Raw genomic sequence first — 16061 nt, forward strand, 5'->3', positions numbered from 1 at the left:
GGTGATCGCCTGATGCCATCACTGCCAAGGCTGATAGCCTTGATCCAGAGCCTTGAAGTGCTAAGTCGTCAATATATTGGCCCTTGTTTGGCTTTGTAGCTGAAAAAATAATAAATCGACGCAATATTGACGCGATAGTATTTTTATCCCAGTATCCGGCCGCTGAACGCTTGATTTTATTGATGTTTTTTTGACGTCAGGGTTTCGGGCGTTCTTCCAGAAAGGCGTTTCAGCCTTTGAATAAGCGTGAGTAACCAGGGAAATATTGGCCATAGGGGCTAATAGCCATGGCGTATTCAGTGGGTGTGCTAGTTTCAAACGGCGCAGCTGCGATATTTTTCTTCGGGATGATCTATGTCTACTGAACGGATACTGGTGACAGGGGGCGCAGGCTTCATCGGTTCTCACCTGGTTGATGCGCTGTTGGCCAAAGGCTATGGGGTCCGGGTTCTGGATGACCTTTCGACCGGCAAGGTCAGCAATCTGCCGATGGACAATCCGCAACTGCAACTTGTAGTGGGGGATGTGGCCGATGCCGCGGCCCTGGCAGAAGCCATGCACGGCTGTGGCGCGGTGGTGCACTTGGCGGCTGTCGCTTCGGTCCAGGCCTCGGTCGAGGACCCGGTGCGCACCCACCAGAGCAACTTCATCGGCACGCTGCGGGTGTGCGAGGCCATGGTCGCCGCCGGCATCCGTCGAGTGGTGTTTGCGTCCAGTGCGGCGGTCTATGGCAATAACGGGGAGGGCACCCCGATCAACGAAGACACGCCCAAGTCTCCCCTCACGCCCTATGCGGCGGACAAGCTCGCCAGTGAGTACTACCTGGATTTCTACCGTCGCCAGCATGGCCTGGAGCCGGTCATCCTGCGCTTCTTCAATATCTTCGGGCCGCGCCAGGACCCATCGTCGCCGTACTCCGGCGTGATCAGCATCTTCAGCGAACGGGCCAAGCGCGCACGCCCCATCACCGTGTTCGGTGATGGTGGCCAAACCCGCGACTTTGTCTATGTTGAGGACTTGGTGAAGATCCTGGTCCAGGGCCTTGAACATCCGGCACCTGCAGCCGATGCCACCAACGTCGGCCTCAGCGGCGTGACCACCCTCAATGACCTGATTGCCGCTCTGGAACAGATCAGCGGCCAACCCCTGAACGTCAGCCATGGGGCGGCCCGTTCTGGCGATATCCGCCATTCCAAGGCCGACAACCGGCGTTTGTTGGAGCGTTTCGACCTGGGCACGCCCACCAGCCTGACCGAAGGCTTGGCTAGGCTGTACCGCAGTCTTTAGCTTTGCGGGCTTGCACTGACCCGTTTCCGGGGACTTGAGCGTTTGCTGTTGTGCGGATTGATTGACTTGAAGAGTGAGTGATGGACATGGAGTTTCGCCGGGGGAGTGTCTGCACAGTGGTTCGGCGTCTGTTTACTGCATTAGCGTTATGTGCCGGCCATTCGCTGGTGCAAGCCGCCCCGGCGGCTCCCGCCAGCGTCGGTTTCTGGTACGCCGAGCAACCGCCGCTGCCGGAGCTGGCGCAGTTCGAGTGGGCGGTGGTCGAGCCCGGTCATATGGCCCCAGGGGATGTCGCTACCTTGCGCAAGCTGGGCAGCCAGCCGTTCGCCTACCTGTCGGTGGGCGAGTTCGACGGCGATCGCGCCGCACTGGACAAGGAAGCCCTGAGCCACGGAGCCAGCGCCATCCGCAACAAGGCGTGGAACAGCCAGGTGATGGACATCGCCACCCCGGCCTGGCGCGAACACCTGTTCAAGCGTGCCAAGGCGTTGCAGGACCAGGGTTATGCCGGTCTGTTCCTCGATACCCTGGACAGCTTCCAGTTGCTTCCCGAAGCCGATCGCGAACCGCAACGCCAGGCCCTGGCGTCGTTCCTGCGGGAACTGCACAGCCGCCTGCCGAACCTCAAACTGTTCTTCAACCGGGGGTTCGAGGTCTTGGGCGAACTCGACGGCGTCGCCTCGGCCGTGGCGGTCGAATCGATCCATGCCGGCTGGGATGCCTCGACCAAGCGTTATCGTCCGGTGTCCGAGTCCGATCGCAACTGGCTCGAAGGCGAACTCAAACCACTGCGGGCAAAAAACATTCCACTGGTGGCCATCGACTACTTGCCGTCCAACCGTCGTGAAGAGGCGCGCAAGCTGGTGCGCCAGTTGAGTCAGGAAGGCTTTATCCCGGTGGTCACCACCCCGGACCTGAATGCCATCAGCATGAGCACCGTGGAAGTGCAGCCGCGGCGCATCGCCATGCTCTATGACCCGCGTGAAGGTGAACTCTACGACCACGCCGGGCACCGGATGCTGGGCGGCCTGCTGGAATACCTGGGCTATCGGGTCGACTACCTGCCCGCCGATGACAGCCTGCCGTCCTACAGCTTCGCCGGCCTCTATGCCGGGGTGGTGCTGTGGATGACCAGCGGCCCGCCCCAGGACAGTCGTGCCTTTAACAGCTGGATTGGCCAACGCCTGGACGAACAGGTGCCGTTGGCCATCATGGCCGGGCTGCCCATCGAGGATCGCGCACTGCTCAAGCGCCTGGGGCTGAACCTCGCAGCGCCAGGGGCTCGCGGGGCACTGCAGGTGCTGAGCCAGGACAAGACGCTGATCGGTGGTTTCGAAGCGCCGGTCGTGGCCCGTTCCCGTGAACTGACCCGGGTGACGCTGCTGCCCGACGGGCCGAAACCGGCACTGTTGCTGGGCGATGACAAGGGTGGCAAGTACGCCCCCGTGGCCATCGGCGCCTGGGGCGGCATGGCCTTGGCGCCTTATGTGGTGGAGTCCAATATCGAGCGTAGCCGCTGGATTCTCGACCCCTTCGCCTTTATCCAGAAAGCCCTGCGTCTGCCGGCGCAACCGCGCCCGGACACCACCACCGAGAACGGCCGGCGGATCGCCACCGTGCATATCGACGGCGACGGCTTTCCCTCCCGCGCCGAAGTGCGCGGCACCCCGTATTCCGGGCGCCAGGTGCTGGATGACTACATTCGTCCCAACCCGTACCTGACCTCGGTGTCGATCATCGAAGGGGAGATCGGGCCCAAGGGCATGTCGCCGTTTCTCGCCAGGGAACTGGAGCCGATCGCCCAGGAGATCTTTGCCGACCCCAAGGTCGAGGTGGCCACCCACACCTACAGTCACCCGTTCTACCTGCAGCCGGAGAAGGCCAAGAAGGACGAGGACTTCAGCGCCGAATACGGCCTGCGCCTGAATATCCCGGGGTACAAGAACCTGGATTACAAGCGCGAGATCCTCGGCTCGCGGGACTACATCAATAGCCGCCTGACCACCGCGCAGAAGCCGGTGAAGCTGCTCTTCTGGCCGGGGGACGCGCTGCCCAGCGCCGAGACCATCAAGCTGGCCTACGACGCCGGACTGAAAAACGTCAACGGCGGGCAGACCATCCTGACCAAGGCCAATTCCTCGTTGACCGGCCTGTACCCCTTGCTGCGTCCCACCGAAGGCGGCTTGCAGTACTACGCGCCGGTGATCAACGAGAACATGTACACCAACCTCTGGAAAGGCCCGTATTACGGCTTTCGCGACGTGATCGACACCTTCGAACTGACCGACAGCCCACGGCGCCTGCGGGGCATTCACCTGTACTACCACTTCTATTCGGGGACCAAGCAGGCGTCGATCAAGGCCATGACCGACATCTATCAGTTCATGCGTGGCCAGCAGCCGATGTCCTTGTGGATGAGCGACTACCTGGATCGGATCCATGGCCTGTACCAGGCCAGCCTGGCCCGTACGCTCAATGGTGACTGGCAGGTTCGCGGCATGGATGGCTTGCGCACCCTGCGCCTGGACCCGGCGCTGGGCTGGCCGGACCTCGGCCGTTCCCAGGGCGTAGCGGGGGTCCGCGATCTGCCCCAGGGGCGTTATGTGGCCTTGAGCCGCGATCATGCGCTGCTGGCCCTGCGTCCTGAGCGTGATCCACGTCCGGCTCTGGAGCTGGCGAACATTCCCCTGCGTGACTGGCGCTATGTCAGCGATCGACAGGTGACGTTCTCATTTGCCGGTCAATTCAACCTGGAGTTCTCGGTGCGTTCGGCCAGCCCCTGCCGGGTCGAGGTCCAGGGCCAACGTTATGCCGGCAAGTCCGAGCAGGGCCTGTGGCATTTCCAACTTCCCATGAAGCAGGTGAGTAATGCCCAACTCCTCTGCAACTAAGGCCCCACGCGCGCGGCTGCTCAATCCCTGGGCGTTGCTGGTGGTGGCGATTGTCGTCGGTATCTTGCTGTGGGCGACCTATCGCAACGAAGATGCGTTCCGTCCCAAGGGCGGCCAACCGGATGAAGTGTCCGCCAGCTATGCCGAAGTCCTGCTGGCGGCCCACCCGGAAAACAACGAGTTGCGCACTCAGTTGCTCGATCTGCTGATTCAACTGGGCGACTACCCGAGAGCGGAAAAGCACCTGGCGCAGTGGTCACAGCCCGATCCGGCGCTGAAGGCCTACTACCGCTTGCAACTCGATGCCCTGGCGCTGAACAACAGCACTGACAGCGCCGCGTTACAGGCCCTGGCCGAGCGCTTCAAGGCCTTTGACTACAAGGCACTGCCCAGCCCGCAGCTCGAGCGCCTGGCCACTCTGGCCTTGAGCGCCCAGGCCCCGGGACTGGCAGCCGATGCCTATACCGAGCTGGCCCGTCGCGATCCCAAGCAGCGCGATCAATGGCTACCCGAGGCGGCCAAGTGGTACCAGGCCAGCGAGCAACCCGGGCGCGCCGCCGATCTCTATGTGCAACTGCTCGATGCCAGCCAGACGCCGCAAGAGCGTCGCCAGTTCCTGGAGAAAGCCTTCAAGAGCCTGGTGGCAGCGGATCGTGGCGATCAGGCCGCCGAGCTGCTGGCCCGGGAGCTGGCCACCCAGCCGGACGCGCTGGATGCGGCGCTGCTGGATCAGGGCGTCGACGTGGCGGTGGCGCACAACCGCAGGGACCTGGCCGAGCAGTTCTTCAGTGCCTGGCGCAAGTTGCAACCCGACAGCCCGGAAGTGCTGGCCAAGGAATTCAAGCAGCGCCTGGCCTTCGGTGACCTCGAAGGTGCATATGCCGTGGGCTCGCAGCTGCTGGAGCTGCATCCGGATGATCCGCTGCTGCTGGAGCAGATGGCCCACATTGCCGAATGGCAGGGCGATTCGGCCTCGGCCCTGGGCTACTGGATCAGCCTGAGCAAGCTGCGCAACAACCCGGCCGAGTTCGAGCACACCTGGCGCCTGGCGATGCAGACCTACGATTTCGACCGGGGCATTCCACTGCTGGCGGGGATCATGGAGACCCGGGCCTTGAGCGATGTCGAACTCGATGCCCTGGTGTACGCCGAAGAATCCAGGGGCACGCCCGAGCAGGGGGAACAGTGGCTGCGCCGCTATGTCGGCAAATACCCGAAACACCGGCTGGCCTGGGTCCGCCTGTTGCAGAACCTGGAAAACACCGCGCAGTACCCGCAGCGGCTGGCGGTCTGGAAGCGCTTCGCCGGCCTTTATCCGTTGACCAGCACCGAGCGGGTGGACTGGGCCAACAACCACCTCAAGCTGTTCGACAGCCCGTCGGCCTGGAAGGTGATCACCGCAGTCGACGGCAACAAGATCGATGACTTCAACTACTGGCAGTCCCGTGCCGCACTGGCTTGGGACCTGGAGTTGGACGATGAACTGCAGCTGGCACTGGAGAAGATGCTGGCCATCAAGGGCTCGCTCAATAGTGGCGACGAGAGTGAGTTGATTGCCCTCTATCGCGTCCGCGACCCGCGCAAGGCCTTGCAGTTGACCGTCGACAGTTGGCGCCGTGAGCACAATCCGCAACGCCTGATTGCGGCCCTGCAACTGGCCCAGGAGCTTCAGGACTGGCCACTGGTGGTCGACCTGCTCAAGGAAGCCGACCAGTACCCGGATGCCTCCGACCGCTCCCAGGTCCTGGCTGCCCGCGGTGCGCTGGCGGTGCAACAAGGCCGTACCGACGAGGCCCTGCGCCTGTATCGCCTGGGCTTGAGCCGCTTCCCGGATGACAACACCTTCCGCGAGCGCCTGATGTGGCTGTATGTCGACCTGGGTCGCACTGGCGAGCTCAAGCCGCTGTTGCAGCAATGGCGCTCCCTGGCCCGCGGTGACAGCACCCTATGGTTGCCGTTTGCCGCTGCCAGTCAGTTGCTCGGGCGCAATACCGAGGCCCTGGCCTGGTACCGCCTGTACCTGCGGAGCAACCCACAGGACTGGATGGTCCAGGCGGCCTACGCCGACGCCCTGGAAGGCGCGGGTTATGCCGACTCGGCCCAGCGCCTGCGGCTCAAGCTCAACCGCGAAGTAACGCCTGAGCAGATCCGCGCCACGCCTCAGGGCTATGCGACCTGGCTGCGCCTGGTGGCCAGCAGCTACTCGTCGCGCAAGGCGCTGAACAAGGCGATGCAATGGCAGGACGGCTCCAAGCCGATGCTGCAGTTGTGGTTCGACCAGATGCTGGCCCGCCTGGATGAGATCAATCAGTCGACGCAGAAAGATGACTGGCTGGCCTGGGCCCGCGTCCGTGGCCTCAAGGTCAATCGCTACGAACAGATCCAGGAAGCCCTGCGCGGCAACAACCGCCAGGCCCTGGAACGCCTGGTGGCCAGCGACGACCTGGACCCGGCGCAACGGGTCGAGGCCCTGAACAGCCTGGGGCGCAGTGGCGAAGCGCTGGCCGTGGACCTGTCGGCGCTGGGCGAGGACCAGCCTGCGTCGCTCCGTGAGCAATTGCGGCGCCAGGCCATCGAATTGACCGAGCGCACCCCCCAGGGTGTGCAGATCGCCTGGGATCGCCAGGACTACGGCGGACTGGTGTTCAACGGCCCGCGCCTCACCGCGGCGCGTTACCTGAACGACAACTGGTACGCCAAGCTGGTACTGGAGCAGGGCCGATACAGCGGCGATGTCCTCGACCCATCGCGCCTGGGCAACGAGACCAACACCGAATTGACCTTGCAGCGGCAGTTGGAGAACGGCAACTACAAGCTGATTTTCGACAGCAGCCTGCGCAAGGACGATGACCGCAACGGCCTGGGCGCCAGCCGTACCTGGCAGGTGGACAGCGGCAACGAACTGGACGTCGGCGCCGATTGGCATCGCAAGAACGAGGACAGCGGCTACATGCGCACCTTCGGCCGGCAGGATGATGTCTGGGTCGGTGGGCGGCATCGCTATTCGGCCCGTGACCAGTTGTCCTGGAGCCTGGCCCAGCGCTGGTTCTCGACCCGCGGCGGCGATGACCTGGGCAATGGTCAGGCGTTGAAGATCGAGTTCGACCACACCCTGCAGTTCGAAGGGCCGAACTGGCAATTGCGCAGCGGTATCGATTACCAGCAAAACAGCCTGAACAACCGTTCGCTGCCCAACCTGGCCAATACCCTGGGTGGGGGCATCGACCTGATCGGGGCCGAACTCGACAATCCGGACCAGATCAACAGCCAGACCCTGCTGCAGAAACACTACGGCCAGCTGTTCTTCGGCAGTTCGTGGCGGCGTGGCTTCCCGGGGGCATTGAACCGCACGCGCGGGCAATACACCTGGCTGGTGGACGTCAGCACCGGCTGGCAGTGGACCGACAACACTATCAACTACGCCATCAGTACCGGTATCGGCACCGAGGTCATAGGGGATGACGAATTGGCAGTGACCTTCGGCTACCAGTCGGCGCCACAAGGCGGAACTGGCCAGTCCGGTGGCACCGCAGGTGTCAGCTACAGCGTGCGTTTCGGACGCTGATCATGGAATTCAAAGAGGAGTGAACCTTATGCAATCCATTCGTTGCGTGAGTCTGGCGATGGCCGCTTTGCTGATGGCCGGCTGCACCAGCTTTACCGGTCAAGACAGCCCTGAACTGTCCAAGAGTGCGCGCTGGGGCGTGTTGCCGCTGGTCAACTATTCCCAGACGCCCCAGGCCGGGGAGCGCAGTGAGCAGATTCTGCTCAGCGTGCTGAGCAGCCGCGGCCTGCAACCCCAGGTCTACAGCGGCGCGCCGGGGCAGGGCGAGCAGGCCTTGCTCGACGACAACGAGCGTCTGGCCGGTGCCATGGATTGGGCCCGCGAGCAGAAGCTCGACTATGTGGTGTCCGGCAGTGTTGAAGAGTGGCAGTACAAAAATGGCCTGGATGGCGAGCCGGCGGTGGGCATCAGCCTGCGGGTGGTCGAGGCGGGCACCGGCAAAGTGCTCTGGAGCAATAGTGGCGCCCGTGCCGGCTGGTCTCGTGAAAGCCTGGCTGGCGCAGCGCAGAAGGTGCTCGACAAGCTTGTCGGTGGCCTTAGGATCGAGTGACTGTCATGAGCTCTCCACACATGGACTACGCGCTGGCGCCCCGCGCCAGCGGTCCGGCGTCATGGCTGGAAACATTCCTGGTGACCGCGCTGGTCATCGGCTTGGGGCTGTGGCTGACGCCGCAGGACCCTTTGCAAGTACAGGCCGAGTTCCCCTGGCCGGTGCTGGCGCCGTTGTTGCTGGGCGTGCGCTACGGCTTTGTCCGCGGCCTGATCAGCGCCAGCCTGCTGGTGGCGGCGTTCTTCATCCTGCGTCAGTCGGGGCTGGAGGCTTACGCGCCTATCGCTTCGTCCTACATCGTCGGCGTGCTGGTCTGCGGCATGCTCGTGGGCGAGGTGCGCGACCTGTGGGAGCGGCGCCTGTTGCGCTTGCAGATGGCCAACGAGTATCGCCAGTACCGACTCGACGACTTCACCCGGGCGCACCAGATCCTGCGGGTGTCCCATGATCGCCTGGAACAGCGTCTGGCCGGCAGCGACCAGAGCCTGCGCAGTTCCTTGCTGGGCCTGCGCGAGCGCCTGCGCGCGGTGCCCAATGGCGATGATTCGCTGACCCTACTGGCCGAGCCGGTGCTGACCCTGCTGGGCCAGTACGGCTCGTTGCGGGTGGCCGGGCTGTACCGTGTGGAGCAGGCCGGTAGCGCGCCTCCCACCCTGACGCTGCTGGCCTCCACCGGGACCATGGGCCCCCTGGACAACCAGGACCTGCTGGTGCGTTTGTGCCTGGAGCGCGAAGAGCTGGTGAGTGTGCGTGAAGAGCTGCTCGACAGCGGCGGGCAGGCGTCGGTGTCGTCCCTGCAGGCCTGTATTCCCTTGGTCGATACCCAGGGGCGGGTGCTGGCGATTCTCGCGGTGCGGCAAATGCCGTTCTTTGCCTTCCAGGAGCGCACCCTCAGCCTGCTGGCGCTGCTGGCCGGGCATATCGCCGACCTGCTGCACCCGGATTCACAGGTACTGCAGCTGGAAAACGCCGACGCCCAGCACTTCACCCGCCAGCTCAAGCGTTCGCTGGTGGATGTCGAGCAACACGGTCTGTCCGGATGCCTCTACGCCTTTGAACTGACCCAGCCCAACGATGAACTGGCGCGGCTGTTCGAGCGCAGCCAGCGCGGGCTGGACCTGCACCTGAGCCTGGTCAACGGGCGCGGGCACGGGCTGTTGCTGGTGCTGTTGCCATTGACCAGTGCCGAGGGCGCCCAAGGCTACCTGGCGCGCCTGGGCAAGCTGGTTCACGAGCACTTCGGCATGAACGTGGACCTGGCCAGCCTGGGGGTCACGGTGCTGCCTTACGACCTGGAGTCGGCCCGGCAACGCGATGGGCTGCGTAACTTCCTGTACAACGAGTGTGGCCTGAATGATCAGCAAGTGGCTGTTTAGCGGAGCGCTGTTTTTCGAGGTGGGGAGCTGGGCCAGTCTGACGACTCAATTGCCCGGCCTACAGATCGCGCTGCTGTATGCAATGTCCCACGGTATCGCCTGCGGCCTGCTGACGGCGGCGGTGTGGCTGCTGCTGCCGGCCCGCTATCGCCGGCCGTTGCCCTGGAGCCCGCTGTTCATTTTCAGCCTGGCGTTCTTTGTACCGTTGCTGGGCTCGGTCGGGGTGATTGCCGCGATCTTTCCGGCGCTGTATCTGCCGCGCAAGCGCGAGACGCAGATGTGGCAGGCGGTTGGCATTCCCGAACTGCCGTTTCGCGCCCAGACCCATCTGCATTCGCCGACCTTCGGCGACAGCGGCTTGCAGGATGTGCTGCGCCACGCCCCGGACCCCGACCAGCGCCTGGCAGCGCTGCTCGCCACCCGCAAGATGCCGGGCAAGGAAGCGGTGCCGATCCTCAAGCTGGCCCTGGGAGATCCCAGCGACGATGTCCGCCTGCTGGCCTATTCGATGCTCGACAAGCAGGAAACCGACATCAACCAGCGCATCCAGACCGCCCTCGAACAGTTGCCCGGTGCCGCGCCGAAGAAGGCCGGCGCCTTGCATGCCACCCTGGCGCGCTGGTACTGGGAGCTGGCCTACCTGGGCCTGGCCCAGGGCAGCGTCCAGCAGCACGTGCTAGGGCAAGCCGGCGAGCATGCCGAGCTGGCGCTGGAGGCGGGAGAGGGCGGCGAGTTGCTGTTGCTGGCCGGGCGTATCGCCCTTGAGCGGGGCGACATTGGCAAGGCGCGACTGCACATGCACCAGGCCCAGGAAGCGGGCATGGACCCGGCCAAGGTCTTGCCGTTTCGGGCCGAGATCGCCTTTGAAACCGGCAACTATTCAGAGATTCCCGCGCTGCTCAAAAGCTTGCCGCCGCAGATGCAACAACGTCCGCCCTTTGCCGGGCTGGTAAGGACCTGGACATGAAAACCGCCGTCAACCCAACGCCCATTGCCGATGTCTGCCTGTTGCTCGAGGGCACCTGGCCTTATGTGCGCGGCGGTGTGTCCAGCTGGATTCACCAGATGATCCTCGGTCTGCCGCAACTGACCTTTTCCGTGCTGTTCATTGGGGGGCAGCGCGAAGCCTACGGTCAGCGCCGCTACGAGATCCCGGCCAACGTGGTGCACATCGAAGAAGTGTATCTGGAGGAGGCCTGGCGCAATCCCAAGCACAAGCGGGTTGCCCACACGGCGTCCCTGGAGGAATTGAGCAACCTGTACCGTTACCTGCACAACCCGGAGAAACCGGCCGCCGAGCTGGGCATTGGCGTGCTCGATTCACTGGCCCAGGCGCGTATCACCCTGGATGACGTGCTTTACAGTCGTCCCAGCTGGGAGGCGCTGACCGAAGGTTACGAACAGCACTGTGCCGATCCGTCCTTCGTCAACTATTTCTGGACCCTGCGCACCATGCAGTCGCCGTTGCTGATGCTCGCCGATGCCGCCCGGCACATGCCGCGGACCCGGGTCCTGCACTCGATTTCAACCGGTTATGCCGGGCTGGTGGGCTGCATTCTCAAGCAGCTGTGGGGCTGCCAGTTGCTGCTCAGCGAACATGGGATCTACACCAAGGAGCGCAAGATCGACCTGGCTCAAGCCAGCTGGATCGCCGAAAACAGCAACCAGGCGCTCAACGACAGCATGGACGCAGGCTCCGGTTACATCCGCATGCTCTGGGTGCGCTTCTTCGAGCGCATCGGTCATCTGGTCTACGAAAGCGCCGACCAGATCATTGCTCTGTACGACGGCAACCGCCAGCGCCAGATCAAGGACGGCGCTCCGGCCGAACGCACCCAGGTGATTCCCAACGGCATCAACCTGGACGTCTGGACCCAGGCCCTTGAGTCCCGGGCCGACGGCATCGCTCCGGTGGTCGGGCTGATCGGCCGGGTGGTGCCGATCAAGGACGTGAAGACCTTCCTGCGGGCCATGCGCGGGGTGGTCAGCGTCATGCCCCAGGTCGAAGGCTGGATCGTCGGGCCGGAAGAGGAAGACCCCGAGTACGTCGCCGAGTGTCGCAGCCTGGTGGCCAGTCTCGGGCTGGAGCAAAAGGTGCTGTTCCTCGGGTTCCAGAAGATCCAGGACATCCTGCCGCAACTGGGCCTGATGGTGCTGACCTCCATCAGTGAGGCCCAGCCCCTGGTGATTCTCGAAGCCTGGGCCGCCGGCACGCCGGTGGTGAGCAGCGACGTGGGCTCCTGCCGTGAGCTGATCGAGGGCGGCGAGGCGGCCGACCGCGATCTGGGGCTGGCCGGGGAAGTGGTGGCCATCGCCGATCCCCAAGCCACGTCCCAGGCGATCATCGACCTGCTGCGTAGTCCCGAACGCTGGAAGTCCGCCCAGGCCGCCGGCTTGCTGCGGGTGCACCGCTATTACAGCGAAACCCTGATGATCGAACGCTATCGCGCGCTGTATGACACCGCCATGAGCACCGCACACAAGGAGGCTGTGTAAAATGGCCGGCATCGGTTTTGAACTGCGCAAGATTCTCTCCCGCGACTCCTACACGGCGACGCTGCACGCCTATGTCTATGCCGGGCTGATCAGCTCCGGACCCTGGGTGCTGTCGATTCTCAGCGTGATGCTGGTGGGGGTCATCAGCCTGGGGCTGGTGATTCCGGAGGTGTTGATCCGCCAGTTCCTGATCACCGTGACCTACCTGATGGCCACGTCGCTGATCCTCACCGGCGGTTTGCAGCTGTTCTTCACCCGTTTTGTCTCCGACCGCCTGTTCGAGCGCAAGTACGAGCAGATCCTGCCGAACCTGGTGGGTGTACTGCTGCTGGTGACCCTGGGCTCCGGGGTGCTGGGCATCGTGCTGTTGAGCTCCTTGTTCGACCAGCCGCTGCTCTACCGCCTGCTGACCCTGGCCAACTTCGTGGTGCTGTGCAACCTGTGGCTGGTGATCATCTTTCTCTCGGGGATGAAGGCCTATAACCGCATCCTGCTGGTGATGCTGGTGGGCTACGGACTGATGGTCGGCAGCGCATTCTTCCTGCGGCACATGGGCATGGAAGGCTTGTTGCTGGCGTTGCTGCTGGGGCATAGCTCGCTGTTGTTCCTGTTTCTCTACGACATCCTGCGCGAGTACCGGGCGGAAAAGCTGGTGGCCTTCGACTTCCTCGACCGTCGCCAGGTGTTCCTCAGCCTGCTGTTGACCGGGTTTTGCTACAACCTGGGCATCTGGATCGACAAGTTCATCTTCTGGTTCAACCCGGACACCTCCAGCCAGGTGATCGGGCCGATGCGCGCCTCGATCCTCTACGACTTGCCGATCTTCCTCGCCTACCTGGCGATCATTCCCGGCATGGCGGTGTTTCTGGTCAGGATCGAAACCGACTTCGCCGAGTGGTACGACCGGCTGTTTCGCGCGGTGCGCGACGGCGAGACCCTGCAGCATATCGGCTCGCTGAAAGCCGAGATGACCTTCTCGATCCGCCAGGGCCTGCTGGAAATCTGCAAGGTCCAGGGGCTGACGGTGGTGCTGCTGTTTCTCTTCGGTCCGCGCCTGCTGGAGTGGCTGGGGATGTCCAGTTACTACCTGCCGCTGTTCTACATCGACCTGATCGGGGTGAGCATCCAGGTGGTGTTCATGGCGATCCTCAACGTGTTTTTCTACCTCGACAAACGCGCGATCGTGCTGGAGCTGTGCCTGTTCTTCGTCGCCCTCAACGCCGCCTTGACCCTGCTGAGCCTGCACCTGGGGCCGAGCTACTTCGGTTATGGCTTTACCCTGTCGCTGCTGATCTGCGTATTGCTGGGGCTGGCGCGGCTGTCGACGGCGCTGGATGACCTGGAGTACGAGACCTTCATGCTCTCGCGTTGAGGTCGTGGGGAAGGGGAGGATGGGTATCTGTTTTTTAGAGGTTGACACAGAGCAACGGCCAGTTGTATCGCACTCAACACCAGCTCAGTCGGCATGTTCAGGGACATGGATCAGCTGACTATCTTGCGTGAGAACAAGTCGAGCAACGCGGCCAGACACAGTTAGTCACTGTGAGTCTGTATGTCATAAATGTTTGCCCCTCAAGTCTGATTCCCTTATTCGACAACCCCGGCAAACACAAGCCCACACACGGGAACCGTGTCCTTGTTAGGCCGTTCATTTTCGATCGAAAAGGGTAGCGAGAAAGGATCTTTTTCTTGCAAAGGTTAATGATGCTGGCAGAATGCGCGCTTTTCGAAAAAGGTAGAAAGCTGTTGGCTTTGTGTGACCTTTAATAGAGCGGAAGTGGTCGACTTTAAAAGCTGCCTGAGCATTGGACTCATATCCGGCCTAAAAAACTCTCTCCTTATTGTGCTGGGCGCAGTGCTGGGATTGACTCTCGGTATTACCATTGCCCTGTAGCGATACCTCATTCATAGCAAAAAAACGGCAGTGGTCAGCCCTGTCACACTGGACATTTTTACCTCGACGCTGCACGTGACTTCTACCAAGACGCTGGTGCATGACTGAAAAGGCACCAAAGTACCTGCAATGCCGCCGCCCTGCGATTTAGTGGTATCAGTAGGGCGGCAGCTCATTCTATAATTCCTCATTTTGCGCTGTAGTCATGCCTTCTAATGTTAGATCGGTGAGGGCGCAACCATCGACCCACGATTATGTCGCCTCGTGGGCTCGGGCGAATCTCCTGAATGGTTTCATGGAGTTAGATTACGAATCGGCAAATATGCTTCGCATATCGAATGGAGCTATTGTTTTTGAAACTTACCCAGACCAGGGTTCCTGATGTCGTTGTTATCGAACCCAATGTATTTGACGATGATCGCGGCTGGTTTATGGAAACCTTCAACGAACCTGCGTTTCATGCTCGCCTGAGAGCTTTGGGGCTTGCGCTTCCTCGCCCACTCATTCAGGACAATCATTCCAGCTCGAAGAAAGGCGTGCTACGTGGATTGCACTTCCAGCTCGCACCGCATGCTCAAGGCAAGCTTGTTCGTGTAGTCAAAGGGGCTGCCTGGGACGTTGCTGTGGATATCCGCAAAGGTTCGCCTACCTACGGCATGTGGGTCGGTGAGGAGCTGACTGCTGAAAACCGCAAGATGATGTGGATTCCCGAAGGCTTTGCCCATGGGTTCATCGCCCTGGAAGACGATACCCACTTCCTTTACAAGACCACCGATGTTTACAGTAAGGAGAGCGAGGGCAGTCTGGCTTGGGATGATCCAGACCTAGCCATCCAGTGGCCGCGAATCGGCGAGCCGAATGTTAGTGAAAAGGACCGCAAGGCGCCCGCATTCAAGGACTTCGAAGGTGTGGATGTTCCAGCTGCGAAATCCGATGTGGTGCTTCAGCAGTTCCGTGTAATCGGTGACGAGCGCGGTAGCCTGATTTCGCTTGAATGCGCTGACAACGTGCCTTTTATTATCAAGCGTGTGTATTACATCTTCAGTACTCAGGCTGACGTCAGCCGCGGCTTTCATGCTCATCGCGATCTGCAGCAGTTGGCCATTTGTGTCTCCGGCAAATGCCGCATGACCCTTGACGACGGCCACAGTCGTCAAGATGTCTGGCTAGACAAACCGAATAAGGGCGTCCTTATTCGCAATCTCATCTGGCGGGAAATGCATGATTTCAGTGAGGACTGCGTACTGATGGTGCTCGCCAGTGGGCACTACGATGAATCAGACTACATCCGCAACTACGAGGACTTTGTGAAGGAGGTTGCCAATGGAAAAAAATAATAAACTAGTCATTGTTGGAGCTGGAGAGCTCGCAATGATTGCTTACGAGTACTTCACCTACGACTCCTCCTACGAAGTTGTCGGTTTTGCCGTCGAGCGTGACTATCTACAGGAAGAATCCCTGTATGACCTGCCGATCGTCGCATTCGAGGATTTGCAGCAGCACTTTCCAGCCGAAGCACATGAAGCCTTCGTGGCAATTCCCGCTTCCGGTTTGAACCGGCTGCGTACCCGCCTGTATCTGGCGGTGAAGGAGCTTGGGTATACCTGCGCGACCTACATCAGTTCCCGCGCCTTTGTCTGGCGCAATGCGAAGATCGGCGACAACTGCTTTATCTTCGAGCACAACACCGTCCAGCCTTTTGTCGAGATCGGCAACAACGTGATTCTGTGGAGCGGAAACCACATCGGCCATCGTTCGGTGATCGAAGATAACTGCTTCCTGTCTTCCCACGTGGTCGTTTCCGGCTATTGCCGGATCGGTAGTTCTTCGTTCATTGGCGTCAACGCGACAATTAACGATCGGATCAATATTGCGCGTGATTGCGTGGTGGCTTCCGGCTCTCTCGTCAACAAGCACTTGCAGGAGCCGGAGCGCATTTACTACGGCGCCCCCGCCCAGGAGCTACCGAAGAAAAGTGCACTCAAGGTCAAGTTTTAGGAAG

At 61.7% G+C, this 16061-nt stretch carries 10 protein-coding genes; all 10 read left to right on the forward strand.

Annotated elements, in window-relative coordinates:
• Positions 1 to 354 precede the first annotated feature (354 nt).
• Positions 355 to 1287, forward strand: coding sequence for a UDP-N-acetylglucosamine C4-epimerase PelX (gene pelX, locus KHO49_RS29245; RefSeq protein ID WP_170003015.1), 933 nt, complete (start codon positions 355 to 357; stop codon positions 1285 to 1287).
• An 80-nt stretch (positions 1288 to 1367) separates the two neighbouring features.
• Positions 1368 to 4178 carry a bifunctional glycoside hydrolase/polysaccharide deacetylase family protein gene (locus KHO49_RS29250; RefSeq protein ID WP_102879376.1) on the forward strand — a complete coding sequence of 937 codons (2811 nt, stop codon included), beginning with the start codon at positions 1368 to 1370 and terminating at the stop codon, positions 4176 to 4178.
• Positions 4156 to 7743: a tetratricopeptide repeat protein gene (locus KHO49_RS29255; protein ID WP_213666340.1), complete on the forward strand. Its 3588-nt coding sequence runs from the start codon at positions 4156 to 4158 to the stop codon at positions 7741 to 7743. The genes KHO49_RS29250 and KHO49_RS29255 overlap by 23 nt, the downstream gene beginning before the upstream one ends.
• A 28-nt stretch (positions 7744 to 7771) precedes the next feature.
• Entirely contained in the window at positions 7772 to 8293 is a 522-nt protein-coding gene (locus tag KHO49_RS29260) for a penicillin-binding protein activator LpoB (protein ID WP_102865063.1), read from the forward strand.
• 5 nt (positions 8294 to 8298) lie between these two features.
• Positions 8299 to 9669: a PelD GGDEF domain-containing protein gene (locus tag KHO49_RS29265; protein WP_102879374.1), complete on the forward strand. Its 1371-nt coding sequence runs from the start codon at positions 8299 to 8301 to the stop codon at positions 9667 to 9669.
• A complete protein-coding gene (locus tag KHO49_RS29270) occupies positions 9647 to 10636 on the forward strand; it encodes a tetratricopeptide repeat protein (protein WP_213666341.1) in 990 nt (329 codons plus the stop codon). The genes KHO49_RS29265 and KHO49_RS29270 overlap by 23 nt, the downstream gene beginning before the upstream one ends.
• Positions 10633 to 12165, forward strand: a complete 1533-nt coding sequence (gene pelF / locus KHO49_RS29275; RefSeq protein ID WP_213666342.1) for a GT4 family glycosyltransferase PelF — start codon at positions 10633 to 10635, stop codon at positions 12163 to 12165. Before KHO49_RS29270 ends, pelF begins: the two co-directional genes overlap by 4 nt.
• 1 nt (position 12166) lies before the next feature.
• Entirely contained in the window at positions 12167 to 13537 is a 1371-nt protein-coding gene (gene pelG, locus KHO49_RS29280) for an exopolysaccharide Pel transporter PelG (RefSeq protein ID WP_110595666.1), read from the forward strand.
• A gap of 875 nt (positions 13538 to 14412) precedes the next feature.
• Positions 14413 to 15396, forward strand: coding sequence for a dTDP-4-dehydrorhamnose 3,5-epimerase (gene rfbC, locus KHO49_RS31385; protein WP_213666343.1), 984 nt, complete (start codon positions 14413 to 14415; stop codon positions 15394 to 15396).
• Positions 15383 to 16057, forward strand: coding sequence for an acetyltransferase (locus tag KHO49_RS29290; protein ID WP_123390891.1), 675 nt, complete (start codon positions 15383 to 15385; stop codon positions 16055 to 16057). The genes rfbC and KHO49_RS29290 overlap by 14 nt, the downstream gene beginning before the upstream one ends.
• The last annotated feature ends 4 nt before the right edge of the window (positions 16058 to 16061 follow it).

This window comes from Pseudomonas sp. RC4D1 (genome assembly GCF_018390395.1).
In the GTDB taxonomy this organism is placed as follows: domain Bacteria; phylum Pseudomonadota; class Gammaproteobacteria; order Pseudomonadales; family Pseudomonadaceae; genus Aquipseudomonas; species Aquipseudomonas danubii.